Annotated in this window: 20 protein-coding genes, 2 tRNA genes and 1 pseudogene; 6 read left to right on the top strand and 17 right to left on the bottom strand. The window is 59.8% G+C overall.

What is annotated here, in order from left to right; all coding sequences use genetic code 11:
* Positions 1 to 2 precede the first annotated feature (2 nt).
* The 3 genes from mreC to Q0D52_RS07500 form a co-directional block, all read right to left on the bottom strand.
* On the bottom strand, positions 3 to 941 hold the full coding sequence (gene mreC, locus Q0D52_RS07510; protein ID WP_294381516.1) for a rod shape-determining protein MreC: 939 nt from the start codon (positions 939 to 941) through the stop codon (positions 3 to 5).
* A 51-nt stretch (positions 942 to 992) separates the two neighbouring features.
* Positions 993 to 2,048, bottom strand: a complete 1,056-nt coding sequence (locus Q0D52_RS07505) for a rod shape-determining protein (RefSeq protein WP_042434605.1) — start codon at positions 2,046 to 2,048, stop codon at positions 993 to 995.
* 294 nt (positions 2,049 to 2,342) lie between these two features.
* Positions 2,343 to 3,677 (bottom strand): hypothetical protein, encoded by a 1,335-nt coding sequence (locus Q0D52_RS07500; RefSeq protein WP_294381498.1) that lies wholly within the window; start codon positions 3,675 to 3,677, stop codon positions 2,343 to 2,345.
* 48 nt (positions 3,678 to 3,725) lie between these two features.
* On the opposite strand from Q0D52_RS07500, the gene Q0D52_RS07495 reads away from it, so the two are divergent.
* Entirely contained in the window at positions 3,726 to 4,199 is a 474-nt protein-coding gene (locus Q0D52_RS07495) for a hypothetical protein (RefSeq protein WP_294381496.1), read from the top strand.
* A gap of 758 nt (positions 4,200 to 4,957) precedes the next feature.
* On the opposite strand, the pseudogene Q0D52_RS07490 reads toward Q0D52_RS07495, so the two are convergent.
* The 3 genes and pseudogenes from Q0D52_RS07490 to Q0D52_RS07480 form a co-directional block, all read right to left on the bottom strand.
* Positions 4,958 to 5,356, bottom strand: a pseudogene (locus Q0D52_RS07490) (HipA domain-containing protein); the annotation flags it as partial.
* A 229-nt stretch (positions 5,357 to 5,585) separates the two neighbouring features.
* A complete protein-coding gene (locus Q0D52_RS07485) occupies positions 5,586 to 6,176 on the bottom strand; it encodes a macro domain-containing protein (protein ID WP_294381493.1) in 591 nt (196 codons plus the stop codon).
* A 38-nt stretch (positions 6,177 to 6,214) separates the two neighbouring features.
* Positions 6,215 to 7,315: an RtcB family protein gene (locus Q0D52_RS07480; RefSeq protein ID WP_294381490.1), complete on the bottom strand. Its 1,101-nt coding sequence runs from the start codon at positions 7,313 to 7,315 to the stop codon at positions 6,215 to 6,217.
* Between the two features lie 181 nt (positions 7,316 to 7,496).
* On the opposite strand from Q0D52_RS07480, the gene Q0D52_RS07475 reads away from it, so the two are divergent.
* Both Q0D52_RS07475 and Q0D52_RS07470 read left to right on the top strand, forming a co-directional pair.
* Positions 7,497 to 8,522 carry a hypothetical protein gene (locus tag Q0D52_RS07475; RefSeq protein ID WP_294381487.1) on the top strand — a complete coding sequence of 342 codons (1,026 nt, stop codon included), beginning with the start codon at positions 7,497 to 7,499 and terminating at the stop codon, positions 8,520 to 8,522.
* 28 nt (positions 8,523 to 8,550) lie between these two features.
* Positions 8,551 to 9,657, top strand: a complete 1,107-nt coding sequence (locus Q0D52_RS07470; protein WP_294381484.1) for a hypothetical protein — start codon at positions 8,551 to 8,553, stop codon at positions 9,655 to 9,657.
* 45 nt (positions 9,658 to 9,702) lie between these two features.
* Here Q0D52_RS07470 and Q0D52_RS07465 read toward each other — a convergent pair whose 3' ends face one another.
* From Q0D52_RS07465 to rlmD, 10 genes are all read right to left on the bottom strand, one after another.
* Positions 9,703 to 12,990, bottom strand: a complete 3,288-nt coding sequence (locus Q0D52_RS07465; protein ID WP_294381482.1) for an ATP-dependent DNA helicase — start codon at positions 12,988 to 12,990, stop codon at positions 9,703 to 9,705.
* Complete coding sequence (locus Q0D52_RS07460) at positions 12,987 to 13,997, bottom strand: YafY family protein (protein ID WP_294381480.1); 1,011 nt, start codon at positions 13,995 to 13,997, stop codon at positions 12,987 to 12,989. The genes Q0D52_RS07465 and Q0D52_RS07460 overlap by 4 nt, the downstream gene beginning before the upstream one ends.
* Before the next feature lie 239 nt (positions 13,998 to 14,236).
* The gene (locus tag Q0D52_RS07455) at positions 14,237 to 15,532 is read right to left on the bottom strand and encodes a Ni/Fe hydrogenase subunit alpha (RefSeq protein WP_294381477.1); all 1,296 of its coding nucleotides are present in this window, start codon (positions 15,530 to 15,532) and stop codon (positions 14,237 to 14,239) included.
* 13 nt (positions 15,533 to 15,545) lie between these two features.
* Complete coding sequence (locus Q0D52_RS07450; RefSeq protein ID WP_294381474.1) at positions 15,546 to 16,328, bottom strand: NADH:ubiquinone oxidoreductase; 783 nt, start codon at positions 16,326 to 16,328, stop codon at positions 15,546 to 15,548.
* A gap of 15 nt (positions 16,329 to 16,343) precedes the next feature.
* Positions 16,344 to 17,255: an FAD/NAD(P)-binding protein gene (locus Q0D52_RS07445; protein ID WP_042434614.1), complete on the bottom strand. Its 912-nt coding sequence runs from the start codon at positions 17,253 to 17,255 to the stop codon at positions 16,344 to 16,346.
* A complete protein-coding gene (locus tag Q0D52_RS07440; RefSeq protein WP_294362225.1) occupies positions 17,245 to 18,282 on the bottom strand; it encodes a 4Fe-4S dicluster domain-containing protein in 1,038 nt (345 codons plus the stop codon). Before Q0D52_RS07440 ends, Q0D52_RS07445 begins: the two co-directional genes overlap by 11 nt.
* Before the next feature lie 218 nt (positions 18,283 to 18,500).
* On the bottom strand, positions 18,501 to 18,905 hold the full coding sequence (gene ndk, locus Q0D52_RS07435) for a nucleoside-diphosphate kinase (RefSeq protein ID WP_042434618.1): 405 nt from the start codon (positions 18,903 to 18,905) through the stop codon (positions 18,501 to 18,503).
* A 144-nt stretch (positions 18,906 to 19,049) separates the two neighbouring features.
* Positions 19,050 to 20,438, bottom strand: a complete 1,389-nt coding sequence (locus tag Q0D52_RS07430; RefSeq protein ID WP_294381471.1) for a tetratricopeptide repeat protein — start codon at positions 20,436 to 20,438, stop codon at positions 19,050 to 19,052.
* A gap of 48 nt (positions 20,439 to 20,486) precedes the next feature.
* A complete protein-coding gene (locus Q0D52_RS07425) occupies positions 20,487 to 21,020 on the bottom strand; it encodes a peptidylprolyl isomerase (protein WP_294362230.1) in 534 nt (177 codons plus the stop codon).
* Positions 21,021 to 21,274: 254 nt separating this feature from the next.
* Positions 21,275 to 22,615 (bottom strand): 23S rRNA (uracil(1939)-C(5))-methyltransferase RlmD, encoded by a 1,341-nt coding sequence (gene rlmD, locus Q0D52_RS07420; RefSeq protein ID WP_294381466.1) that lies wholly within the window; start codon positions 22,613 to 22,615, stop codon positions 21,275 to 21,277.
* 61 nt (positions 22,616 to 22,676) lie between these two features.
* Between rlmD and Q0D52_RS07415 the strand changes: the two genes are divergently transcribed.
* Positions 22,677 to 22,753 (top strand) — tRNA-Arg (locus Q0D52_RS07415).
* A gap of 93 nt (positions 22,754 to 22,846) precedes the next feature.
* Here the strand turns inward: Q0D52_RS07415 and Q0D52_RS07410 are convergent.
* Complete coding sequence (locus tag Q0D52_RS07410) at positions 22,847 to 23,257, bottom strand: GtrA family protein (protein ID WP_294362233.1); 411 nt, start codon at positions 23,255 to 23,257, stop codon at positions 22,847 to 22,849.
* Between the two features lie 343 nt (positions 23,258 to 23,600).
* On the opposite strand from Q0D52_RS07410, the gene Q0D52_RS07405 reads away from it, so the two are divergent.
* The gene (locus tag Q0D52_RS07405; RefSeq protein WP_294381463.1) at positions 23,601 to 24,563 is read left to right on the top strand and encodes a glycosyltransferase; all 963 of its coding nucleotides are present in this window, start codon (positions 23,601 to 23,603) and stop codon (positions 24,561 to 24,563) included.
* A 257-nt stretch (positions 24,564 to 24,820) separates the two neighbouring features.
* Positions 24,821 to 24,895, top strand: a tRNA-Glu gene (locus tag Q0D52_RS07400).
* The last annotated feature ends 148 nt before the right edge of the window (positions 24,896 to 25,043 follow it).

Here is a 25,043-nt window from a genome sequence, read left to right as displayed (position 1 = left end):
GGCTAGTGCCCCCCTTCGTTGGATGAATTGCCGTTGCCGGAGTTAGTAGAGCTGCTCGAGCTCGACGAGGAGCTACTAGAGCTGCTAGAAGCAGTCGAGCTGCTCGAGGAGCTGCTGGAATCCGAATCGTCGTCATCGGAGGCGCCCACGCTGGAGACCACGAGCACGTCCTCGAGCGTGTCGATGGAATCGTTCGGGGAGACCACGATGCGGCGGCTGGTATCGCCTTGCTGGGCATCCACCTTCACCACCGTGCCGATAATGAGCCCGCGCGCATAGCTTCCGCCCAAACCCGAGGTGACGATGACGTCGCCGACGTTCACCTCGGCGTCGGCGTCCAAATCCTCCAGGTACAGAAGGCCCACCAGGCTGCCGCGCAGGATGCCCTCGGCACGGCTGGACTGCACCATGGCCGCGGCGCCGGATTGCGGGTCGGTGAGCAGGCGCACCGTTGCGGTGCTGCCGCTGCACGAGACCACCTGGCCCACCACGCCGGAGGTCCCGATGACCGTCTGGCCGGTGGAGATGCCCTCGTTGGCGCCCTTGTTGATGATGACCGTCTGGCTCCAGGCCTCGGAGCTTCGGCCGATGACGCGCGCGCCCGTGCCCTCGATCTGGTAGTTGTCCTTCAGGTCGAGCAGCTTCTGCAGGCGCTGCGCCTCCTGCTTGTACTCCTCCATCTGGGCATACTGCTGCTCAAGCTGGCTGTTGTACTCGCGCAAGCCCGTCAGGGTGTTCTGGTCGGCCGTGATGTTCTCCATGGTGTCGCCCACCGTGGAGGTTGCCGCCTCCACCGAGCCGCCCACGATGCGCAGCGGGCTGACGGCACCCGACACGGCGGACTGCAGCGTATGCAGCGGACCGGCCGAGCCCTCGCGACCGTAAGCCGTGATCATGATGATGCTGGCCACGATCAAGCCTATAAGCAGCGCTCGGCGCATAAGCGCCGAGCTTTGTTGTTGAAAATTAAGAGCCATAACGTTGAGGCTGTCCTATTTCGATCGCATGAGCGTCTGCTTGAGCGCCTGCGGGGTTTCGAGAACCTTCAGGCAGCCCATGACCACGTTCGTCAAAGCCGTTTCGCTCACCCACACGGGGATTTCCAGCTTATCGGTAAGGTAGCGGTCCAGGCCGGAAAGCAGGCCGCCGCCGCCGGTGAGCAGGATGCCGTTCTGGATGATGTCCGACGCCAGGTCGGGGTTGGTCTTCTTGAACGTCTCCTTGATGTGCACCACCATCTCCTCGCACGGGGCGATGAGGGCCTGGCGGACATCCTCGGACTGGATGGTGACTTCCTTGGGCTGCTCGGTGATGACGTCCTGGCCGGAGATGATCATGTCGCGCTCGCGGCCGTCTTCAAACGGCAGGATGGAGCCGATCTTGATCTTGATGATCTCGGCGGTGCGCTCGCCGATCTTGATGCCCAGAAGGTCGCGCAGGTGCATGGCGATGGCCTCGTCCATGCGGTTGCCGGCCAAGCGCAGGCTGGAAGACGTGACGATACCGCCCAAGGAGATGACGGCCACCTCGGTGGTGCCGCCGCCGATGTCGACGACCATGGAGCCGGTAGGCTCGGTGACGGGCAGGTCGGCGCCCATGGCAGCGGCCATAGGCTCCTCGATCAGGTACGCCTGGCGGGCACCCGCCTGCACGGCGGCCTCAAACACGGCGCGCTTCTCAACGGAGGTGGCGCCGCAAGGGATGCAGATGACGATGCGGGGCTTGGCCTGCCACGGATACTTGCGCGGCGCGGCCTTGTTGATGAATGCGCTGATCATAGCCTCGGTGACGTCGTAATCGGCCACCACGCCGTCATGTAGCGGGTGCTCGGCCGAGAACGCGTCGGGCGTATGGTTGATCATGTTCTTCGCCTCGTGGCCGACGGCCAGGACGCGATGGGTGCTTTTCTCGATTGCGACGACGGAAGGCTCGTTGACGACGATGCCTTCGCCGGGAATGGCGACCAGGGTATTCGCGGTGCCGAGGTCGATGGCCATGTCGCACGACATCTGGCCAGTAAGACCCGAGAAGAAATCCAAGAATGACATGTAGGCAAACCCCTTGTGCTACGTTTCTAGTGAAACCAGATTCTAGCACAGGCGATTTCGCCCGGTTTCCCTGCGCATGGAAATCCATCAGGGGTACGCATTAGGGAAAGGCACGGAAACCCCCTGTGTCATACCGTACATCAGCGCCAAACCGACAAGCACCGTGCAAATCGCGTTCAAAGCATCGTGGATGCCGAAAGCGCGAAGGAACCAGAGAGAAGTATTCCATCACCACGAGCAGCATAGATGCGCTGCACAACGCCGCAGACGCTTTGAACAGTGCCGTCATCGCGATCATTGCTCTTCGCTCGCAAACAAATGACGCGGCCAAGCGCCATCGGGCACCGGTTTATGATTGTAGGGATTCCAGGCTCGCGCTTCCAATCCCGGATAGCAATGCTTGAACAGATGATAGCCGCAAGACGCCGACATAAGGTTTGTGGTGCACCGGCAAATACTCCCATCTTTCCAAATCCGCCAAGATGCGGTAAAAGCGAAATCTTCCCCTAGAAGACCAGCGAAATATTCACGCGCCGTTTCGCCGGCCACATAAGGCCGAGAGGCCGCAACATCGCGTCGTTCATCGTAGAAGTTCGCTTCCGCCTCAACACCCTTTTCGGGAGCTCCTTTCGTGTCATAGACGTGCTCGGGGCAGGTGACCAGCACGCTTTTTTGGCCGAACATGCCGCACCAATGCGTAGCCAACGTGATGAAGTCAAGCGGTGAAAAGCGGCTGTTCGCCACCAAGAACACCTCGGCATCCGCCTCTGCGGCATCGGTAGCGCCGGATGCTGCGGCGAACCTCCCCCGCGCTCTGCAATGCACAAGCCCCGATTTCCGGATCTCCGTGCGAAGCAACTGCCTTTGCTCGCAGGCACGCCACGCCGATTGCCCCGGCACCGCCGCCGTTATGAACAAGCAGTCCGTGCGATTGAGACACTCGCTCATTCGGTCCTGCCCGTCTTGCGGCTTCTCGGCCAAACCCAGACCTGCTACAACGCTCGGGGCGTATTCCGAGCGCAATGCGTCCATGCGATTCTCCGCACTTATCCGCTGCGTCAAGGCAATGGCCGCATTCGCCACCGCCCCAACGTCGATGTTCCCCTTCAAATATTCGCTTACGGGTTTGAGCAGGCGGTATTTACCGGATAATGGACGGTTGCAATAAGCCGCGTTCAGCATGTCGTGCATGCCGAAACCATCATCGAATATATACGGCTCGCCATTACCGGAATCTTCAACCACGTACCCGTACCCATCTATATACTCTGCCCCGCCTTGAGCAAGATAGCGCGCGAGATTCTTGTCGGCAGCCTTGATGCGTTCCTCGCTCGATTCTAAAGACAGATTTTCGCGACGCTTCTCCTCGGTTCCCCACAAGCGTACCTCGGTCAGCACATACGGCGCACCGCCGTAGTGCCAGTCGAACAGGATATCGCCCGCATGAAACGGCAAGGGGAACTTGAAGAGCATCTCGCAAAAGGCCATGTCAAGGTTAACCTCATCGTCGGAAAGCCCACTGCGACAATCAAGCCTCAAAACCTCGCCGGCAGCATTGATGCTGCATTCATCTTCACCGAGACCGTCTCCATCATCTATTCGGCGCTTGACGATATAGCGCTCGTACACATCGTCTTGAAACGAACCGCCCGGGCACATTTCAGGGCAGCATCCATCATGCGAACCAGCAAGGCACCTGCTCTCTCGCGCATCCTCGACAACCGCCGTCACACAACGCTCGAACGTGCCATACAGCCCCCAGCTCTGATCTTCTGCACGCTGACAGGCTCGAAGGCCGGGAATGAACAGGCACCCACCCGGCTTTTTGAAGTTCTCAAGCAAGCGTTTCTGCAATGCTATATAGCGATGCAGAAACTCATGGAAATCAGAGATTTCAATCTCAAGACGCTTTGTCTGGTACCCGCAATTCGGCATGGTGGCGATAATCTGCTCCCACGCCGCAAAACGCTCTTGAAGCGTTGCATCGTGGCAGTGCCACACCAAAAACGCCGCTTCAGGCGTGCTTGGCTGGTACCCGATATCGCGCATATGCTGGCGAACATCGGGCGAGCCAACGAAACGAAGGATGTCGATCGTCATGATCCCAACCTCTTTCAATTAAGGAAAGTCGTTATGTTGGGAATGTTATAGGCAGAAGTAATATCAACGGTACCAATAATGGTGCTTTGTGAGAATAGGTGCCGCTAATTCCTTTTACCGTAAAACGTTACAACAGCTATGCGCAAGCAATCTCTTGCTTATGGTTTCTTAGAACCGCAGCAAGCTCGTCGTTGCTTTTACCACTTGCGGCAGCGGCTAGCACCCATGCATACAAGCCGCTGCAAACAGGTTCGTTGGCGTCTTCAAAATCAAGCGTGAAACCGGCTAACTGCAGAATAGAAAGCGCGGACACAAGCGTAGTGCGTTTGTTTCCGTCCGGGAAAATATGATCTTTAGCTTAATGGACCGCGAAAACGGTGACTTGCTCGAAAAAGTCAGAAAAATGCTGCTCTGGCCTCGCACCATATACCGTGCAGAAGGCAGATACAACCACGGACAGAACGCGGCTTGTAATTTCCTCCTGCCTTTCGTTCGAAAGCTCAGGAGCAAACCCACGCTTCGCAACAAGACCATCATGGATTGACACGACAGCAGAGGACAGCGCCTCTTCCTGCCCATCGAAGCACAACGGAGCTTCCGCACGCGCCCGCAACGACATCACGCGTCCTCCAACAGCCGAAGCGTATTGCCCCACCGCGCCTCAACATCACGCACTGTAGATTCTATCGTTGCAGCAAAATCAGACCCCGCAGCGCATTCAACCGGTGAGGTTGCGCTGGCAGCCATACCCTTATCATCATTGACGGGAACAAGCCCTTCCGCCCTTGTACCCTGCTCGTCCATACGCTCTACTCCTCCCCGTGGTTCACGCTGTATGCGCACCTTAAGTCCTCGAGCAAAAGCCTATTTGCCTCTAAAACGATATTGGCTAAACCAGGGATTTCCGCAAACGCGGATTGCGCGTGCGCAGCCACACCCGTTGCAATGCGCTTAACCACATCAAGAGCCTTATCAACCGCAAGCCCATTCTGACGCGCAAGCGCTTCCCAATCAGATAATGTGATCTCATTCGTGAACCACACGTCGTTTACCGACATAGCAAGCATAGCAAGCGCTTTGGAATATTGCGACCAATACCAAGTTGCTAGGCCGTCGCATAAAGGCGACAGCTTCACCTTTTCGACCTCAAGTAGCAGGCTGTAATTCTTCGTATGGGCACCGGCATTGCAAACCATCACGTTGAAGGCGAATTGCGCAAGCCAGTCATATCAAAGCGAACACGTTGGGTCTACGTGCTTCAGCATCGCAATAACCGTTTCAGTTTCCACGTCATATTTCACATCGCGAGACACACCGAGACTTTGCGTGAAGTCTTCGACACGCAAACGCTCAGCAAGTCCATCCGGGGCGAATCGCCTATCGAAACGCGGCGTGATAAACGCGCTACTGTCGCCAACGTTTACAACCGAAAACGCTTCAGCGATACCATTCTTCCAAGTCGCGCGATTCCGCGTAGTCCCAGGTGATCTCTCTAGGAGGATTCGAAACCTGCCGATAGGCCTCCCACATAAGCTGTGCGATCTTCATAAACGGCAGAAGGCCGCATTCCCCGCCAAAAGCCGGAACCACGATTTGCGTGCGCGCTGTGCGCAGCGCTTCCATAAGAGAAGTCCTCATGCACTGATAGGCAACCATAGGGTCGACTATGCGGCTAGGAACGCGCATAGTCGGGGTATATATGAGCAGCACGTCCTCACGCCCAGGAATGGGAATTGAAAAACTCGTAGCAACCGGTTGCTCTCCGCAGAATCGCTCCAGAATGCATTCTCGCACCTTCACGGCTAGATCGCGCCCGAACGAATCGATTATCGCTTTGTCGAAGCCACCGTCCATCAAACCATACGAATTCGCTGGCGAGACAACAGCATCGATCTCAGGGTGCTGTTGGATAAACGCCCTAAAATCCGTGCAATATACGACAACACCATCATAGCCCCTGAAAGCGACTTTCCAAGCTTCCGCCATTCCGGCGCTGTTCGTCACTAGATGCAGCATTATTTCTTGCATGACTACCCCTTCCCTTACGCTACATTGTTTCAAGCGCCTTAGCGCCTGCTACCGCGTCTGCCGGTTGCCTTCAGGTTCCAAATAGGCTTAAGGCAGTGCACGATTTGAGCCGTAGGCTCCATCAGACGCATGATCATTTCCGCAGCCTTATATGCTTCCGGCGATTCATCCAGTGTTCCGTCGCAGGCGCTTGGGCTATAAATGCCGGCGTCCTTCATTTCTTGTACAAACGCTTCCGCATCAAGCGTTGCGAACGCCTGTGCACGGCTCATAGCACGACCGGCACCGTGCGGCGCCGAGCAATTCCAATCCTCGTTGCCCTTGCCTGTGGCAATAACGGCTCCGTCGCGCATGTTGAAGGGGATAAACACCGTTTCCCCAGTTTGAGCGCTGATTGCGCCTTTGCGAATAACCCCGTCATCCGAAATGTAATTGTGCATGGTGGTGAAACCCGTACCGTCAACGCGAATACCCGTGCGCTCAAGAATCTGCGCGATGATTGCTTCGCGGTTCCTGTTGGCAAACTGCTGGCAATTGTGCATATCGGCAAGGTATTCAAGCGTGTAATCACCCTCAAGGTACTTAAGCTCCTCGGGAACCTCGTCTTTGCAAAGCGCCTGCGCCAGAGCTTGGTGATGTTCCGCAACCTGCTTGCCAAGGTTGCGCGAACCGGTGTGGACAACCAGGTATTGCGCGCCCTCTTCGTCCTCGTCAAGCTCGATAAAGTGATTGCCGCCGCCAAGCGTGCCCAGCGAGCGCTCCACGCGCCGCTTCCCTTCAAGCCACTTGCAGGCGTCCATGCCGAAATCGGACAGTTCGCACACCGGGTCGCGGTGAATCTTGAAGCCAGTAGGCACGGCACGCTTAACGTCGCGGTTGAACTGGATAAGATCTGCATGGTCGATATGCTCGGCAAGCTTGATGCAGAACATGCCGCACCCGATATCCACGCCCACCAGATTGGGAATCACTTTATCGTTCAGCTTAGCGGTAAACCCGATAACGCATCCTTTGCCTCTGTGCGCGTCAGGCATAATGCGAATCTTGGCGCCCTCGAACGCCGGGCATGCCACAATCTCGTCGATTTGCTCCTGCGCGGAATCCTCTATGTTCTCGGCAAAAATCTTTACATCGGCCATACACTCTCCTTTCTGATGGTCTATGCCTTGCAGAGCAGATGATATGGAGAACGCAGATTGCAAAAGGGTCAATAATGGGACCCGCGGTGTTCGGACCCTTTATTGATCCCAGGTCAACATAAGTCCTTCGTACAATCAGACCAGCGAACTGCACCAATCCGGAACAAAGAGGGCTGACGTCATGGACATCTACCGTTTCATCGATTCCCGCGACATCCGAGAGCACCTTAGGAAGCTCGGTTACCGGTTCACCACACCTGAAGCGGCGTTTTTGGTGTGGCACTGCCATGCTGCCACGCTTGACGAGAAGATCACCGCATGGCGGGAAATCATCGACACCATGCCGAACTGCTCCATAGGCCCACGCCGGCTCGGGCTTGATATTCCCGATTTTCACGAGTTCCTTCGACGGTATATCAACTTGCAAATGCGTTATCTGAAGCAGTTTAGGGATGCAACAGGCGGAGTTTACTCGTGGAGGGCCCTATTTGGATGTCGGAAAGAAAACGTCAGCTCGACCGTTTACGCCAGCTATTGTCGCTGCCTTGATGCAGCAAAAGATTGGGCAGCCGACGACGATGGTTGTACTGGATTTATCATTTCGAAAAATCTTATTGACACTGATCAAAAACGCAGCTGGGCGGACAGCGTTCGCTTCAACCGCAAGAGCCAAATCGTTGACGTCCATTGCTTTGATGCGTACGAGGAAGACTCCGACCTTTCCATAATGTTTACCTGCATGTGGTTCGCCTTTCCTACACCGTTTCACGCCGGCGACATCGTGCGCGATATCCACAACCCCGACCGCCCGCACGTTCTCGCCGATTTGTGCACCTGGACATCGAAAAACGCGCGTGAAGAACTCCCGCAAAGCGAAATGCCACGAGGCGCGGAGTTTTACGACCATATCGTCTCATTGCTTGAAGCAGAAGGCGATATAACCGACATGTCGTGGAGCGGTTACGCCATGCAAGAGAGCGGCGAAGAAGCCGGGGTCATCCTTGTTGACGGCCACGGCAGTCAAGGCAACTACCTGGACCTAGAATTCGCCTGCAAGCCCCTACCCGACCGCTATCGCCCTCTTGAGGTTGTGGGCGCTTACTTCAAAGAACGCCGAACGGGAGAACCGGTAGCCATAGACGACATGCTGAACAGCTACATAACGCTCATAGCGAAAGGCGCTCGCGAGCAGCGCGCAACAAACTAGCCGCCAATCTCCGTCGAAAGGCATAGTCATGGACATCTACCGTTTCATCGATTCCCGCGACATTCGGGAACACCTCGGGACGATCAACTATCAGTTCACCACACCTGAAGCGGCGTTTTTGGTGTGGCACTGCCATACGGCCACGATAGACGAAAAAATCGCGGCGTGGTGGGAAATCATCAGCACCATGCCGAACTGCTCCATGGATGCACGCCGTTGCTGGCATGGGCAAGGCATTCCTGACTTTCACGATTTTCTCCGGCGATATATCGCTTTGCAAAACCGCTGCGTACAAAAGTTCAAAAACGGCGGCGATGTAGTTTACCGGTGGAAGGAAACACACGGAAACGAGCGCTCTGAAGTTGACCCGCACGTCTACATCATGTACGAGCAGTGCTTCGGCAAAGCCATGGAATGGATGGCCAAATGCGAAGGAAACGAAACCTGCAACGAAGACCATTTGGGATTCATTATCGAGAAACTGCTCGTCGACTCAAGCGAAGAGCAACAAGCCGACTGCCTGCTTTTCAATCACCGCGGGCAGATAACTGCCATAAGCTGCGTTTGCGACAATGAAGAAAATGCATCGCTGGACAATACGTTCAACGGCATGTTTTTCGCCTTTCCCACGCCGTTTCATGTCGGCGACATCGTATGCAACGTCGATGAGCCGAACGACCCGTTTGTGCTTAGCACCATGAAAACGTGGGGCGCAAAGCAAGCGAGCGACGAGTTCCCGCAAAAAACAGCAAAAGAAGCCGCAGCCTATGACCGTTTGCTAGCAGAGCACGAGAAAGACGGCGACATCAGCGACATGATGTGCTACGGGTACAGCATGTGGGACCAGCGCGAAAACGGAGGGCTATTCGTCGCTTACGTTGATGGGGTCGACTACCTTGATATCGAACTAGCCCGCAACCCCCTCGAAGGGACCCATCAACCCCTTAAAGCCATCAGCTATTACTTCAAGCAATGCAGAGCGGGCAAGCCTATCCTCATAGACACCCTTCTGAACAGTTACACCGCGTTAGTAAGCAAAGCCCTTCACGAATCCACGCGTTCCTGGGTAGAAAGTTCCATCGGTTACCGATGGATAGACGACCTGACCATCCTGTCAAGCAATCCAAATGACTAAGAAACCAACGGCTGTCCCGGGAGCGGATCCCAGGACAGCTGTTCTTTAGAACCCCGGCGCGGTTTCCACGAGCCATTGCTCGTAAGCTCGCTGCATCACTGCAGCTTTATCTTTCTTGTTGCGGCAGCTCTCCTGCTGTTCACGCGCGCGTTCGAACAGCTGGCTTTGCTCGAACGCGCTCGTATTCCATGCGCCTGCGCGGACGCGTGCCCACACCGCGTCGATAAGCCATTCAAGCTCACGAACCTCCTCGGCTGTTGCCGTAGCCATGAACGGCTTGCTCAACTCACCCGTCTTCTTATCAGGCTCAACGTAGTAGTCCCCCATGGCCTCCACCGTGTAGCCTTCGAATTCCGCAGACGATTCCACCAGCAGTTTGTAGAACTTCAGTTGACGCTCGTACTTCGTGGGCACCTCGTGCTTTAGGCCTGTTTTGTAATCGACGATGCGTACCGTTCTCGCCGCATCATCAACCAGCAGCAAGTCTTGAATACCGTATATGGGCGACCCCGCCGCCGTGGCGGCGTGCAAACGAGCCTCTGCAACGCAACGGCAACCGGCAACGTGTCCCACAAGCCACGGCACAAACGTTTCGCATATGGCATCAAAGCGTTCGAGATATTGGGAAACCTCCCCCACAGGGAAATCCAAGTTCGCGATATTTACCCTATGAGCTGCAATAACTTGGTTAAGGGAGCGCTGGGCTGCGCCAAGGGTCATGTTCGAAACATCTTCGAGCATGGCATGCACTTCAGTGCCGAACTCGGTTGTGATGTTAGGCATACTGGGCAAACGAACGACCTCGCGCTCGGGAAACGTTGCGCTATTAGCGCACCCAGGCTCATATGTCACGAAAGCATTGAGCTTCGAAGCAGTAAGCCAGCAAACGTCTTCTTCCGCACTTAACAACGCGGCAAGCTGGGGCGTATCCAGCTTATAGCTCGCGCGCCAATCGCACTCGATTGCCGCATCCAGGCACTCGGGCTCCGGAGGGACATGTTCAGTCGAAACCTCGCCGACAAGCTCCTGCAGCGTCTGGCCCGCAGCACGGAACAGCAGCAGATGACGCCGGGCCCTGGTCAGGGCAACGAACAGCAGGCGGCGCGCATCGTCTTCATCTTTGGTGTCGCCGATTAGCAGGTTATCCGGATACAGCCCACCGCCCGCTGCGCCTTTATGCCACGTGCCGTCATCGGCATCCGCCAAGTACACGCAATCAAACTCCAGGCCCTTCGAGCTATGCGCGCTGGTCAGGCGCACAGCACCGGGCTTTCCTAAGCTTAAGCTCGCATCGATGGCGACCTTATACCGCTCGGCGGCATCTAGACGGTCTACCACATCCGCCAGACGAAGCGCAGTCCCGCAACGACCCGCAACATCCAGCTCGCCCTCGGCAAAGCGCAGCAACGCGCGCATTCCAGCGTTGAACTCCGCGGACGCTAGCGGATCTACCTCGTTCAGACGACGATAATACGCCAAGGGCTTTGCCACGATTTCGAACAGAAGCTCGCGAACCGGCGCACACGGGGCCTTTGCCGCCCACTTCATCAAGTCGTCATGCAAACCCTTGATGCGCGCATTCGACGATTCGCCCATTGCGCGCAGCCAGTGCCCATGATGCTCTCGCCGTGCCCATAGCGCGAATGCCACCGACGATTCATGGCAGCCGCCGAACTCCGGCGCCGCCACGACCTGGGGCAAATAGCCATCGGACAGCTGCTCGCGCCCCTGCGACAACGCCGCAACGCATCGAATACCGGCAAGCACCGCCTGCATGCATTCAGCCGTAAGCACATCCTGCGTCTGCTTATACGAGAAGGGAACGTCCTCTGCAACCAGGTACGGGATAAGCGCCCGAAGCGTTGCATGTTTCGGCGCGATCACGGCAATCGCCTCGTCAGCGTTTCCGCACGATTCCGCATAGCCGGAGTCCATGCGTTCGCGAATGCTGCGCGCGATCGCCCGATACTCTTCCGCTTGTGTCTCATAGACCATTTCGGAAAACATCACCTGATCGCCTTGCGCCCGATTCGCAACGATTTGCTTGCCTTCGCTAGCGCCCAAACGTCGTTCAACCTGGCAAGCAACCTTTTGTCCCAAATCGACGATAGCCGGCGTGGATCGATAGTTCGTACGCAAAACAACGTTGCAAGGCTCGTAGCGATCAGCGAACTGGTTGATGCACTCGATAGTTGCACCCTGAAAACGCATGATGGCCTGATCGTCATCGCCAACGGCCATAACGTTTGGCTGCTCCAAACCATCGCACAAAAGCTCGACAATGCGCATCTGCGCGCCATTGGTGTCTTGGAATTCATCGACTTGGATATAGGCGTAACGGTCCTGCAAGGTTTGACGGAGGGAAGGGTTTTCTTCGACAGCATGCACGAAATCAAAGATCATATCGTCATAGTCGTACAGCCCCCGTTCATCGAGCACCGCCTGGTATTGCCGAGCAACCTCGCACGCCGCCGCCAGCTTCTCGCTTTGCTTGCGCACCTTGAAGAAACGACCATCCTTGTTCGTGCCAGCGAAGAACTCGTCGCGCACCTCGCGGAAACCGGGCGTTTTGCCCTCCTCGTTGACAAGCTCGGTTCGCACCACCGTATCGTAGAGCTGCTCGATAAACGAAACATACACGCCAGGAGTTGCGACGATCGCATGCTTCAGCTCGCGCGGAGCCGCGGAATGAGCGCGAAACACCTCTTCTTCGAATCGCTCCGCAACCGCAACGCTTGCCCGTTGCGCAGCCAAATCGCACAGCAGGGAGTGCTGCTCAAGCCAATCGGCGGCTTGCAGGTTCTGCTGTGCAATCGCAGCCAGCTGCTCATACGACACGCCGCTGCGTTTCACCTTCGACACGAATGCGAGCATTTCATGCGTATACCTGGCCATTCCCTGGTAAATGCCGGAAAGCGGCTGACGAAACGAACGCCGCTGAAGCAGCCCGTCCATAATCTCCATCTGATGCAATTCCGTGACCAGCTTGTCGGAAGCCGCTCGCGAAAACGCATCCGGATACAACGCGCGCGCAGCATTCGCGAACCCGTGGAACGTGCATACCTGAATGCCATACGCATCACGCCCCACCAACTCGATAAGGCGCTTGCGCATGGCTTCGGCGCCGGCTTCGGTATACGTCAAGCACAAGATATTGCTTGGCGAAACATCGCGCTTCGCCAATATGTTGGCGGCGCGCAGGCTTAGCAGCTGCGTTTTCCCTGTTCCCGGACCGGCGATAACCAAAAGCGGTCCATCAAGGTGCTCGACGGCCTGAAGTTGCTCGAGGTTCAGGCGGTCCATTTCCTCCTGCAAATGCGCGCAATCGATCATCGTTGATCCTCCGCATACATATCCAGCGTGTCCTTCAGCCATTCCGTATACTTTTGCTGCGCGTTCGTAGGCGAAACGATCTTCGCCCAAGGCGTCAACTGCAGCAGCCAGCCGAAAAACTGCGGCGACAGCGGTGCCTTCACATGCGCCCGCATCATCACACCCTCTTGCTTGAACACAAGCGCATCCAAGCCGAATTTATCGATAACGGGGTTCATTACCCGTTCGTCGAACTCCAGGACGATATTCGTCATCTCCGCTGCGAAAACGCCGAACGAAGGGGAGATATGCTCGTCGGAGCGATACGTGGCGATGCGCGCATCCTTCGTGGCAAGCTCGTCGGAAACCCGTACGTCAAGCATCCGATCAACGCGAAACGGGCTGAACGGCTGATGGCCTTCGACATTCGCCCAACGATCCATGAAGGCAATAAGGTAGTAGAACTCGTCGGCATACACCAAGCGCACCGGCGTCACCGAAAACGGTTCGCCGGCGTGGTTGAGAACCTTTTCCTTCGCGGCGTTGTAGTGAAAATACTTGAACGACACCTTGCGCTTCATGCGCATGGCCTGCTGGATGATGTCGGCGTTTTCCAACGCCGCCGCGTTATGCATCTTCACGCGACCGGGGACCTCGATACGGCGATGCAGCAGGTCGCGCTGGCTTTCGCTTGCAAGGCCCTGGATCTTTTTGATGAGCCTATCAGTTGTACCCTCTGTCAGAAACGGCGTGCTTTGCACCGCGTCCACCAGCATAATGAGCTCCTGGATTTGAAACGGACGGTTTGCCAGGTACCATTCCCGCCCGCCTCGCTGCTCGATCGTCAGCCCGAAATCCTTTAGCGCGCGAATGTCGCGATGGATGGTTTTACGCTCGGCTTCCAAACCCAGATTCGCAAGCTCATCGATGATCTGCTGCGTCGTCAGACCGTTCTCCGTATCCGTTTCCTCGAAGAACAGCTTGAGCACGTACAACATCCGAAGCTTTTGGTTGGGCTTGTTCGCCATGCTGAATCCTTCCACGCCAAGGCATGCTACCTGCGACCATTGTATATCGAGCACCTTTATTAGCCTTCAACGTTCTTGTTTTCGGGCTACCATGCGCACCAACGCCGCGATCGATCAACGCGATCAGCCCCTGAAAGGGGAACGCATGCTGAACGCTTTCTCGCAAAACGCCTTCTTACCTATGCGCGAAAAAGCGGCCCGCATTCCGCGGGCCGCCTTCGTTTCTGCTATTCGACTCCCTAGTGCACGCTGCAGCTGAAGCAGGGGTCGTAGGCTCGCACGAGCTTCTCGACCTCGGCGCGCACCTCCGGCGCCTCCGCGCCGTCGGCGATGAGCTTCTCAGCCAGCACGCGCATATCGGCCTCCAGGTTCGCGCAGTTTTGCGCCGTGGGGGTCATGATGGTGGCATGCACCACGCGACCGGCGTCATCGAGCTCGAGCTGATGGAACACCGTGCCTCGCGGCGCCTCGGTGAATCCCGTGCCCACGCCCGCGCGCACCTCGAACGGCACCGGGGCGCTGCCGCCCTCGAACGCGCCATCGGGCTCGGCGAGCTTGCGACACAGGTCGGCGCAGCGTCCCAGCGAGTCGAGCACCTCCACCGCCTGGGCGACGTTGTTCAAGAACGGATTGCGCTCGGGCGGGCGCAGGCCGGCCTTGGCAGCTGCAACCTTCGCTTCCTGCGAAAGCGCGCCCCACGATGCGTTGATACGCGCCAGCGCGCCGGTGAAGTAGGTCTTGCCCGTCTGCCTGCAGCGGGCGAAAAGCGCCGCGGAGTGCGACACCTCGTACTCCTCAACCTGCTCGCAAGCCCTATCGACGTCGAACGTGACGCCCGCGTCCAAGAAGCGCGCCCAGCGGCTGTCGGCCACCGGGTAGCGGCCTTCGGCCACCATGGCCATCATGTCGCCCTGGGTGGCGATATCGGGAACGGCGAAGCCGTTGAACAGGTCCACCACCGCGCGGGCGAACTCGCGCTCGGCGTCCAGCTTGTCGGCCATGGCCAGGTATTCGTCGCGCGTAGGCTCGTGGGTGAAACCGCCCACCACAGCGGTGATCGGGTGGATGGAGCGCCCGCCCACCAGGTTGCACAGCTGGTTGCCCAACGACTTCAGCCCCAGCGCCTGGTCGAACAGCTCGGGGTTTGCCTTGGCCAGCGGGAACACGCTTGCCATGTCCAGAAAGTCGGGCGCGGCGAACACGAACAGGTGCGACGCATGGTTTTGCAGGTAGCTGCCGTACACCAACAGCTCGCGCAGCGCGCGAGTGCGGTCGGTGACCTCCACGCCGAAGATGCGCTCGATGGCCAGGATGTCGGTGATTACGTGGCTTGCCGAGCAGATGCCGCACACGCGGCTGGCGATATACGGCACGTCGGCGAACTTGCGGCTCACCACCATGGACTCGAACAGGCGCGCTGGCTCCACCACGTTCATCTCGCACGTTTCCACCGCACCGTCCTTGATGGACAGATGCACGTTGCCATGGCCCTCAACGCGGGCGATATGGTCTACCGAAATGGCGGTCCTCGTCATATCGATTCGTCTCCTATTCGCGCGCCGACTGCACGCGTTCAACCTGGTTGAACAGCGCCAGCGCCTCGTCGAAATCGTCCGGGTCCACGCCGGCGCGCTCGCACGCGGCGCGCGCAGCGTCAAGGTTGGCGTCGGGGGAAAGCCCGCGGCAGCCATTGCACGCCCGCCCAAAGTTCACGCACTTCGCGCCGCAGCCGGCCACCGTCACCAGGCCCAGGCACAGCTGGCCCTGGTCGAAGAAGCAATCGGTGCCGTTGCGCTTGCACTGGCCGCACATGGTTCCCGTGCGGTCGAACTTGTTCGACCCGTACAGCGCACGCTGCAGCACGTCGATGAAGTCCATGGTGTCGATCGGGCAGCAGCGCACCGTGTAGTCGACGTCGATGACCGCGCCGACCGGGCGCGGCACCACCATGGAACCGCAGGCTGCGGGCACATCCTGATACACCTGGCTGGGGCGCTTGAAGAAGTTGCGCGCGGCGATGCCGGGGATGCCCGCCGTTGCGGCGCAGGCGCCCAGAGCGATGACGCACTTGGCGCGCTCGCGCAGCTTGCGCACCGTGGCCTCGGATTCCTCGGTGGTCACGGCACCCTCGATGACGGCCACGTCGAACTCCTCCGGCATGGGCTCGCTTGAGGCCAGCTGCCAATAACGCAGGTCGATCTGGCCAAGCACGTCGGTCAGGTATTCCTCGGCGTTGGTGATCTGCAGCTGGCAGCCGAAGCAGCTGGCAAGCCCGACCACCACAACGCGCGGAAGGTCGCGCGTCTGGCGCTCGTCGTTTCCGCATCCCATGTTCGTGCCTCCCATCTACATCGACCCCTGGATGTTCTTCGCTTCCCAATAGTTGAACACGGGCCCGTCGATGCAGCAGTACTGATGCCCGATCTGGCAGTGGCCGCACTTGCCCATGCCGCACTTCATGTGGCGCTCGAAGCTCATGTAGATATGGTCGTAGCTGATGCCCTTCTTGCGCATCTCGGCGACCACAAAGCGGTACATCACCGGCGGGCCGCACACCGCGCCGAAGGTGTTCGCCGGGCTGATCTCCAGATGCTCGAAAGGCTTGGTGACCAGGCCGACTTCGCCATCCCACGTGTCATCGGGGTTATCGACGGTCAGGTACAGGTCGAAGTCCTTGCGGTGGCGCCACATCTCGAACTGGTTGCGGAACATGACCTCGGAGGGGTTCTTCGAACCGTAGATGATGGTGACCTTGCCGAAGTCGCTGCGCTCGTCGTGGATGTTGTTGATGAGACTGCGAAGCGGCGCGATGCCCAGGCCGCCGGCAACCAGCAGGATGTCGTGACCCTTCATCTCCTCGAACGGGAAGCCGCGGCCGAAGGGCCCTCGGATGCCCACGATGTCGCCGCACTGCATCTTGTGCAGCGCCTCGGTGAAGCGGCCGGCACGGCGCACGCACAGTTCGATGAAGCCGCGCTTCGAGGGGCTCGACGAAATGGAAATGGGAGCCTCGCCCACGCCGAAGATGGTCAGCTCGACGAACTGGCCCGGCTCATGGCGGAACGCCTCGCGGATGCGCTCATCGATCAGGCGGAACTCGAACAGCTTCTCGGTTGCCGTCAGCTCGGTGATGGACGTGATGCGCGCCGGCCACGGGCGATACGGGTTGGCTGCCATAAGCTCCTGCCCCGTCATGGCAGCCGGCTCATCGTGGTACGGCGATACGACCACGGGGTTGAAATCGGTGTTAGCAGGCACCTTCGGCCCCCTTCTTCTCGAAGAACTCCAGCACGCGAATGGGGTTGATGTCAGCCTTGCACGCCTTCACGCAGCGTCCGCAGCCCACGCACAGCATGCGGTCGTAAGTTGCCAGAAAGCCGTTGAGCTTGTGATACATGCGATGGCGCACGCGCTCGCGGCCCGTAGGGCGGAAGTTGTGGCCGCCGGCCACCACGGCGAACTGCGGCGAGGTGCAGGCGTCCCAAATGCGCTGACGCTCGCCGGTTTGACCGTCGGGGTCGAGCACGTCCTGGATATCGAAGCAGAAGCACGTCGGGCACACGGCGGCGCAGGCGTTGCAGGCCAGGCACTTGCTGCCCAGCTCCTCCCAAAACGGATCGGAGTGGAACGCGTCCATGAGCATGGCCACGTCCTGGATCTCGGGAATCTCGGGATTGAACGCAGCCTGGCGTGCACGCGTGGCGTGACGGAATTCGATGCGGTCCTCGTTGGTGGCGTCGCGCAGGTCGACCGCGGACTCGAGGATATTGGCGGCCTCGACGCTGGAGATGCTGACCAGGAACTTGTCGCCTAGGCGATGAAGGAACAAATCGTAGCCGAAACGCGCCTCGTCGGCATCCCACAGATTGCAGAAGCAATCGGAGTCGGGGCTGCACGACACGCCCACGATCAACGTGGCGGCGCGGCGGGCCTTGTAGTAGGGATCGGGATAACGCCCGTCGCTAAACACCAGGTCCAGACGGTTGATGGCGTTGATATCGCACGCATGGGCGCCGAAGATCACGCGCGGAACCACTTCCTCCTGGAAATCGGCCACCTCGTTGGTGACGGCGTTGTAACGCATGAGCGTTTCGGTGGGAGGAAGGAAGTAGCGCTTCGGCGATGCGAGCGTGGTGTCGTAGGCCAGGTCCATCTCGTCAGGCGAGCTGATGGCCTCGAACGAATAGTGCGCACCGCGCTTCACGGGGGCCACGACCTCGTAGCCGTCCATGAATGCCGACACCAATGCGGGTAGCTCCGCGGCATCGAAAACTCGATAGAGCATGTTTCATCCGTTTCTCGTCTTACGGCATTGCGGGCTCCGATATCGCAAGCACCTGCACGGCGAACCGCAGGGCGCTTGCAGGCGGCACGGCCACCCCCTTAGGGCAGCGTACCGACGGCAACACGCGCGAACAGTATCCCAACATCCCGCCCAAAGAAAAAGCCCCCTGCCCGCTTGAGCGGGCAGGGGGCTTCCAAACGTGCAGGATGCCGGTCGGCTTATGCGAAGAAGATGCCGATCTCGCGCTCAGCGGACTCCGGGGAGTCGGAGCCGTGAATAACATTCTCGTCCATAATCAGGCCGAAATCGCCGCGAATCGTGCCGGGGGCAGCTTCAGCCGGATTAGTGGCGCCCATGAGGGTGCGCACCTTGGCGACGGCGCCCTCACCGGAGATGACCATCTTCACGACCGGGCCGGAGGTGATGTAGGAGATGAGGCCGTCGTAGAACGGCTTGCCCTCGTGCTCGGCGTAGTTGGCCTTGGCCTGGTCAAGCGTCACCATGCCCAGCTCCATGCGCTCGACGGTCAGGCCGGCGCGCTCGAAGCGGTTGACGATCTCGCCGATGTGGCCGTTGCGCACACCGTCGGGCTTGATCATGCTGTAGGTCTTCTGGATAGCCATGATTGGTACCTTTCTTCTTATCTCTTATCCCAAGCGCCCGTTTCCACGGGCGCAGGTTACCTTGGTTGCGGCTTCGATGCCCGATATGCGCATCAAGCCGTTTGGCGACAGGTCCGAACGCGAAGTCCGCAGCTCGTCAAGCCGTTAGTTCTGGCTGGGGAAGTACAGCTCCACGTTGCTGACCTTCCAACCGATGAGGTCGCGAACCATGGATACCTTGTACTGCATCTGCCCGCCGCCGTCGGTTTCAGCGGTCGCGTACACGGTGGAATCGGTCATGGACTTCTCCACAGCATTGATGGTGGGAGCGGAATCCTTCACCAGCGAGTTGGTCATGGAAGCGGCCGACGTGTCGCTGACCTCGGCGGAATACAGCGCAGAGGCGTTATCGGGATCAGCGAACAACTGCGTTGCCACGCTGTCCTGGCTGGGATAGCCCCAACCCTGCGTGTACAAGAGCAGAGCGCCACCGAAGGCCACCACCACAAGCAGGATGATGACGACGAAGATCTTCAGGCCGACGTTGCGGCGCTTGCGATCGCGCTTGGCAACGCCCTTGGACCACTGCTCGAGCTCCTCGTCGGAGGCGCTGAAGAAGCGGTCGTCGCCCGCTGCCGCGCCGTACTGGCCGGCATCGGCGGCATAGGGATCGCCGTAGTAGTACGGGTCGGCTTGCTGGGCGGCGTAGGGGTTCTGCTCGGCGTACATGCCCGAACCGTCGGCAGCCACATCGATGCCGGAGAGGTCCGCGGAATCGGAGGGCGCTGCGCTGCCGGGAACCGAAACCGGGGCCATAACCTGCGTGATCTCGGACGTGCCCTGGGCAACGGCCGCCACCGCGCGCTGGTAATCGACGCTTGCGGAATCGGACAGGAAGTACGTCTTGTCGGCGATGGACTCCTCGAAGGCGTTGACGGCCTTCTGCATCTGGCCGGTTGCGACATAAGCCTGGCCGAGGTTGGCGTACAGGCGGTTGCGCATCTCGGGCTGCATGTCGAACTGCAGGGCGCTTTCGTAGGACGACACCGCATCGGCGGCGCGGTTGAGCGCCATGAAGCACACGCCCAGGTTCAGCAAGGCCTTGGTGGGATCGGGGTTGGCCTCGTCAAGGGCGGCGTTGCGGAACGCCACGCCCGCCTCGGCGGACTTGCCCATCTTCAGAAGCGCGTTGCCCATACCCGTGTAGGCCTTGTAAGCGGAATCGTACTTCGCGTCGGATGCGGCAGCCTCGAAGTTGGCCACGGCATCCTCATAGTCGTGCAGGGCGGCATAGGCCATGCCCAGGTTGTAATGCACGCCGCCGCGAGCATCGTAGGCCTCGTCGGCAACGGCCTGGCCGTAGGCCTGGATGGCCTCGTTGGGCTGCTTGAGCTTCACCAGGCAGTTGCCCATTTGATGGTACAGCTTGCCCGTCTCGCCGGGGGCAAGGGGGCTGGCCTCGTCCTGCAAGCACTGCTGGTAAGCCTCCAAGGCGCCTTGGAAGTCCTTCTGCGCATAAGCTGCGCGGGCTTGCTGGAATAACTGATTGTTCATCTGGATCCTTCGTTATCTTGTACGCTTGGGAATGCTGCGCGAGGCAGGTTATTCGGCGGCGTTCTCGATCTCGATGCCCTCGATCACATCGCCGACGCGAAGCTGGGCGATGACGTCCATGCCCTCGATGGTCTGGCCGAACACGGTGTAGCCGCTGTCCAGCATGGGCTGGGCGCCCAGGCACAGGTAGAACTGCGAACCCGCGGAATCGGGGTTCTGGCTGCGGGCCATGGCCAGCGCGCCGTCGGCGTGATGGTTGTTGGGGTTGGTGGAGTACTCCTCCTTGATGCAGTAGCCCGGGCCGCCGGTGCCAAGGCCGGCGAAGGGGTTGCCGGCAGCGGCGATGACCTGGTCGGTATCAAGGTCGCGCGTGTTGGGGCAGCCGCCCTGGATGACGAAGCCCGGCACGTAGCGATGGAACTTCAGGTTGTCGTAGAAGCCCTTGGCGGCAAGCTCGACGAAGTTGCCGACGTGGATGGGGGCGTCCTTGCCCGCCAGCTGCACGCGGATGTTGCCCTTGGAGGTTTTGATGACGGCGACTTCCTCGCCGGTGGGCTGGTACGCGGGAGTGTACAAAGCCATGGGACTTCTCCTTTTCTCAAGCCGGCCCCGACGTTTGCCGGAAGCCTTCGCGAAAACGCCCGCGCAGATGGCGGGCGTTGCTTTAAACGAATCTCGTGATGCGTAGTTTAGCAGCTTGGGACCGGGCGCGGCGAAACCTGAAAACGCCTGCGGGGAAAAACCGTAGAACGCACAAACGGGACCGGAGCGCCGGCAAGCGGCGCGACGACGCTTGGCACGCTTCCCCGACAGGCCAGGAGCGAACGCGCCGGCGCCTATCCGCGCATGAAGCAGCTGACCAGCTCCACGTGGTAGGTTTGCGGGAACAGGTCCACCGGCTGCACGCGCTCGAGGCGATAGCCCACATCCTCGAAGCGGCGCACGTCGCGCGCCCAGGTGGCGGGGTTGCAGCTGACGTAGACCACGCGCCCCGGGCGGGCGGCGGCGATGTCGGCGGGCACGCCGTCGGCAAGGCCGGCGCGCGGCGGGTCGACCACCAGCGCGTCAAGCCCGCCCAGCTCGGGCAGCTCGCGGGCCGCGTCCCCGCCGATCACGTCGATGTCGACGTAGTTCTCGTCGGCGTTGCGTCGCAGGTCGCGCACCGATGACGCGGCGGACTCCACGGCGATCACATCGGCGCCGGCGCGCGCCATGGCCACGCCGAACGTGCCGCAGCCCGCGTACAGGTCGGCGAGGAGCAGCCCGTCGAGCCCCTCGGGGCCGCCCTCCCCCACGCTGCCGCCGAGCATGCGGATGGCCTGCTCCATGAGCTTTTCAGCCTGCGCGGTGTTCACCTGGAAAAAAGACGGCGCATGCGCCACGTAGCGCGCCCCGAGCAGCTGCTCTTGCCAGCAGCCCTTGCCGTCGAGCACCTCAAGGCCCTTGATCTTGCGCGCCTTGCCCGGGTCGGCGATGACGCGCACCACGCTGGTGGCCTTAAGCGAGCTTTTGAGCATCTTGGCAGCCGCGGCGCGCGGGAAGCCCGACGGGCGCGTCCACAGCGCGATCTCGGTCTCGCGGGTGCGCACGCTCGTGCGCACGCCTACACGGAAGATGCCCAGGTCATCGGAACCCTGCAGATAGCGAAGCGCGCCGCGCAGCGCCTTGGGGGCCTTGGCGATAGCGTCATGGGCCAGCGGGCAGGACAGCGCCTGCATCACATCGGGGCTGCCCTCCTGATGAAAGCCCAGGTTGAACGTGCCCTTCGCGTCCCATTGCGCGCCCAGTTCAAGCTTGTTGCGGTACCCCCACTGGCGCTTGGAGGGCAAGCACGGCGCCACCAGCTCGGCGGCCGCATCGCCGAAGCCGCCCGTGCGGGCGAGCGCGGCCACCACGTTGGCGCGCTTGGCCTCAAGCTGCGCATCATAGGCGATATGCTGCCACGGTGCCGCGCCGCTTGCCGCGGGCTCGGCCCACTTCGGCATCACACGGCAAGCGCCGGGTTGCTCGAGCTTGGCGATGCGGGCGCGCGCGAACGTGGGCTTGTCCTCCACCACTTCCACGCTTGCGACATCGCCCGGGGCGCCGCCTTCCACGAACACGGTCTTGCCGTCGGACAGGTGCCCGACCGCTTCGGCGCCGTAGCCCATGCGCTCGATGGTGATGGTTTCGGTCATGTTCACACTCGTTTCTTTTTCATGCCCATTCGGGCGATAGTAGCGTATAATAGGTAGATACGCCCTAGTAGCTCAGTTGGATAGAGCGTCTGCCTCCGGAGCAGAAGGCCACAGGTTCGAACCCTGCCTAGGGCACCACTTCATAGGCAACGGCCCAGGTTATCTACCTGGGCCGTTCTCGTTTCAAACGCGAACGCTCGAAACTGCGCGCACGGGAACCCCGTAACCACATCACGCCTTTTGCTCTTGCGGCGCATCGCCGGCGTCCAGGAAGATCTTGCGCGTGACGAAGTTCCACACCATCACGATGGCGGTGGCGAAGATCTTGGTGATCAGGTAATGCACGCCCAGAAGCTCGACGCCGGCCCACATGCATGCGTTGTTGATGCCCAGGCCGATGACCGACAACACCACGAAGATGATGAACTCGCGGCGTCGGGACATGCCTTCTTTATGGGTGAACACGTAGCGCATGGAGGCAACGTAGTTGAACACCACCGATACCGTGAACGAAATGGTGGCGCTGACCAGGTAGTTCACGCCGAACGCCTCGGTGAGCAGGGCCAGCAGGCCGTAATCGATGACGAACGCGATCACGCCGACCACGCCGAACTTCATAAGCTGCGCGATAAGCTTCTTCACGCAGTGCTCCTCTCCATCGAAAGCGGGAGCGACCCGCACCTGCGAGGCCTTCGGTAAAGGCCTCGCCTCGGTTCAACTTCACATAACGTTGCGCATACTGCGCTGCCGACCAAGAACCTCAGGCGGCACATCGCGCCGCCGGCAGGCCGACAGCCCGCGCACAACGCGAAAACCGCCGCAGCGCAACCTGATGATTATGGCATCCCTTGCCCTATCGGCACAACAATCCCACGCCTTCCGCGCATATACTGCGGAAAGCAAGGCATTCACGTGGCGAAACCACGCGGTTTCGAGTAGCATGGCTTATATCTTTGTGCATTCAATTAATCCGAAGGAGCGCCCGGTGACTGAAACCGACAAGGCCGCCCTCACGGGCAAAGGCGTGGCCGTCATCATACCCTGCTACAACGAGGCCGTCACCATCGGCAAGGTGGTCGACGACTTCCGCCGCGTGCTGCCCGAGGCGGCCGTGTACGTCTACGACAACAACTCCTCCGACGGCACGGGCGACATCGCGCGCGCCCACGGCGCCATCGTCAAGGTGGAGCGCCGCCAGGGCAAGGGCAACGTCGTGCGCCAGATGATGCGCGACATCGACGCCGAGGCCTACCTCATGGTCGACGGCGACGACACCTACCCCGCCGAGGCCGCCCCGGCCCTGCTCGCGCCGCTTCTCGCCGACGAGGCCGACATGGTGGTGGGCGACCGCCTGTCCAACGGCACCTACGGCGAGGAGAACGACCGCGCCTTCCACGGCTTCGGCAACGACCTGGTGCGCTTTTTGATCAAGGCCATCTACGGCTTCGAGTTCTCCGACGTCATGACGGGCTACCGCGCCTACAACAAGGTGTTCGCCAAGACCATGCCCGTGCTCTCGCCGGGCTTCGAGATCGAGACCGAGCTTTCGATCCACGCCGTCGACAAGCGCTGGCGCATCGCCGAGGTGCCCATCGACTACCGCGACCGCCCCGAGGGCTCGGAGTCGAAGCTGTCCACCTTCTCCGACGGCTTCAAGGTGCTCATGATGATCATGTCGCTGTTCAAGGACTACAAGCCGCTGGCGCTGTTCTCCTGGGTGGCGCTTTTGTTCGTGGTGCTGGGTCTTGTCGCCGGCGTGCCGGTCATCGCGCAGTTCGCCGCCACGGGCCTGGTGCCGAAGCTTCCCACGGCGCTTCTGGCGGTGGGCCTGGTGTTCGTCGGCCTGCTGTGCTTCGCGTGCGGGCTTATCCTGGACACGGTGGTCAAGGGCAACCGTAAGCAGTACGAGATCGAGGTCACGGAGGCCTACGAGCGCTACGGACGCTAACGCACCGCAGCGGGCTCCCCGCCTCCTGTTCCGTCGGCAAGGGCGTCCCCATCAGCGCAGGCCAATGCACCCGATCGTTTCACGCCCTTGTCGACAACCATCAGTCTACGGGGGTTTTTGCGAAACGAGCCCATCCGGTATGTTGAAACGGAATCAGGTTGTGTAAGAAATATGCACAACCGCCCAATGGGGGCTTGCGAAACGAATTGCTTTTTGGCATACTAAACGGGCTGCTTTTCGAGACGGAAGCGCAAACCGTCCCCATAGTCTAGAGGTCAGGACGCGGCCCTTTCAAGGCTGAGACACGAGTTCGATTCTCGTTGGGGGCACCATTCGAACGCTAGGGCCGGTCGAGTACCGGCCCTTCTTATTAGTGAAAGCCGGCTCGCCGGCTTTTTCGCTATCTTGAAGGGAAGGCAATCATCATCGCTACCCCCGCCGAAACCGATTCGCGAAACGAGCAGGCAGCACCGCTGGTCA

Source organism: uncultured Senegalimassilia sp., from assembly GCF_934630535.1.
In the GTDB taxonomy this organism is placed as follows: domain Bacteria; phylum Actinomycetota; class Coriobacteriia; order Coriobacteriales; family Eggerthellaceae; genus Senegalimassilia.
The sequence above is the reverse complement of the archived record's forward strand: the minus strand, read 5'-3'. Positions and strand labels throughout refer to the sequence as shown.

Coding starts and splice junctions, on each gene's coding strand:
- Q0D52_RS07430 (WP_294381471.1), bottom strand. CDS start 20,438: ATGAACAATCAGTTATTCCAGCAAGCCCGCGCAGCTTATGCGCAGAAG.
- mreC (WP_294381516.1), bottom strand. CDS start 941: ATGCGCCGAGCGCTGCTTATAGGCTTGATCGTGGCCAGCATCATCATG.
- rlmD (WP_294381466.1), bottom strand. CDS start 22,615: ATGACCGAAACCATCACCATCGAGCGCATGGGCTACGGCGCCGAAGCG.
- Q0D52_RS07470 (WP_294381484.1), top strand. CDS start 8,551: ATGGACATCTACCGTTTCATCGATTCCCGCGACATTCGGGAACACCTC.
- Q0D52_RS07460 (WP_294381480.1), bottom strand. CDS start 13,997: ATGGCGAACAAGCCCAACCAAAAGCTTCGGATGTTGTACGTGCTCAAG.
- Q0D52_RS07425 (WP_294362230.1), bottom strand. CDS start 21,020: ATGGCTTTGTACACTCCCGCGTACCAGCCCACCGGCGAGGAAGTCGCC.
- Q0D52_RS07465 (WP_294381482.1), bottom strand. CDS start 12,990: ATGATCGATTGCGCGCATTTGCAGGAGGAAATGGACCGCCTGAACCTC.
- Q0D52_RS07495 (WP_294381496.1), top strand. CDS start 3,726: ATGCGAACCAGCAAGGCACCTGCTCTCTCGCGCATCCTCGACAACCGC.
- Q0D52_RS07440 (WP_294362225.1), bottom strand. CDS start 18,282: ATGCTCTATCGAGTTTTCGATGCCGCGGAGCTACCCGCATTGGTGTCG.
- Q0D52_RS07475 (WP_294381487.1), top strand. CDS start 7,497: ATGGACATCTACCGTTTCATCGATTCCCGCGACATCCGAGAGCACCTT.
- Q0D52_RS07505 (WP_042434605.1), bottom strand. CDS start 2,048: ATGTCATTCTTGGATTTCTTCTCGGGTCTTACTGGCCAGATGTCGTGC.
- Q0D52_RS07450 (WP_294381474.1), bottom strand. CDS start 16,328: ATGGGATGCGGAAACGACGAGCGCCAGACGCGCGACCTTCCGCGCGTT.
- Q0D52_RS07455 (WP_294381477.1), bottom strand. CDS start 15,532: ATGACGAGGACCGCCATTTCGGTAGACCATATCGCCCGCGTTGAGGGC.
- Q0D52_RS07485 (WP_294381493.1), bottom strand. CDS start 6,176: ATGCAAGAAATAATGCTGCATCTAGTGACGAACAGCGCCGGAATGGCG.
- Q0D52_RS07480 (WP_294381490.1), bottom strand. CDS start 7,315: ATGGCCGATGTAAAGATTTTTGCCGAGAACATAGAGGATTCCGCGCAG.
- ndk (WP_042434618.1), bottom strand. CDS start 18,905: ATGGCTATCCAGAAGACCTACAGCATGATCAAGCCCGACGGTGTGCGC.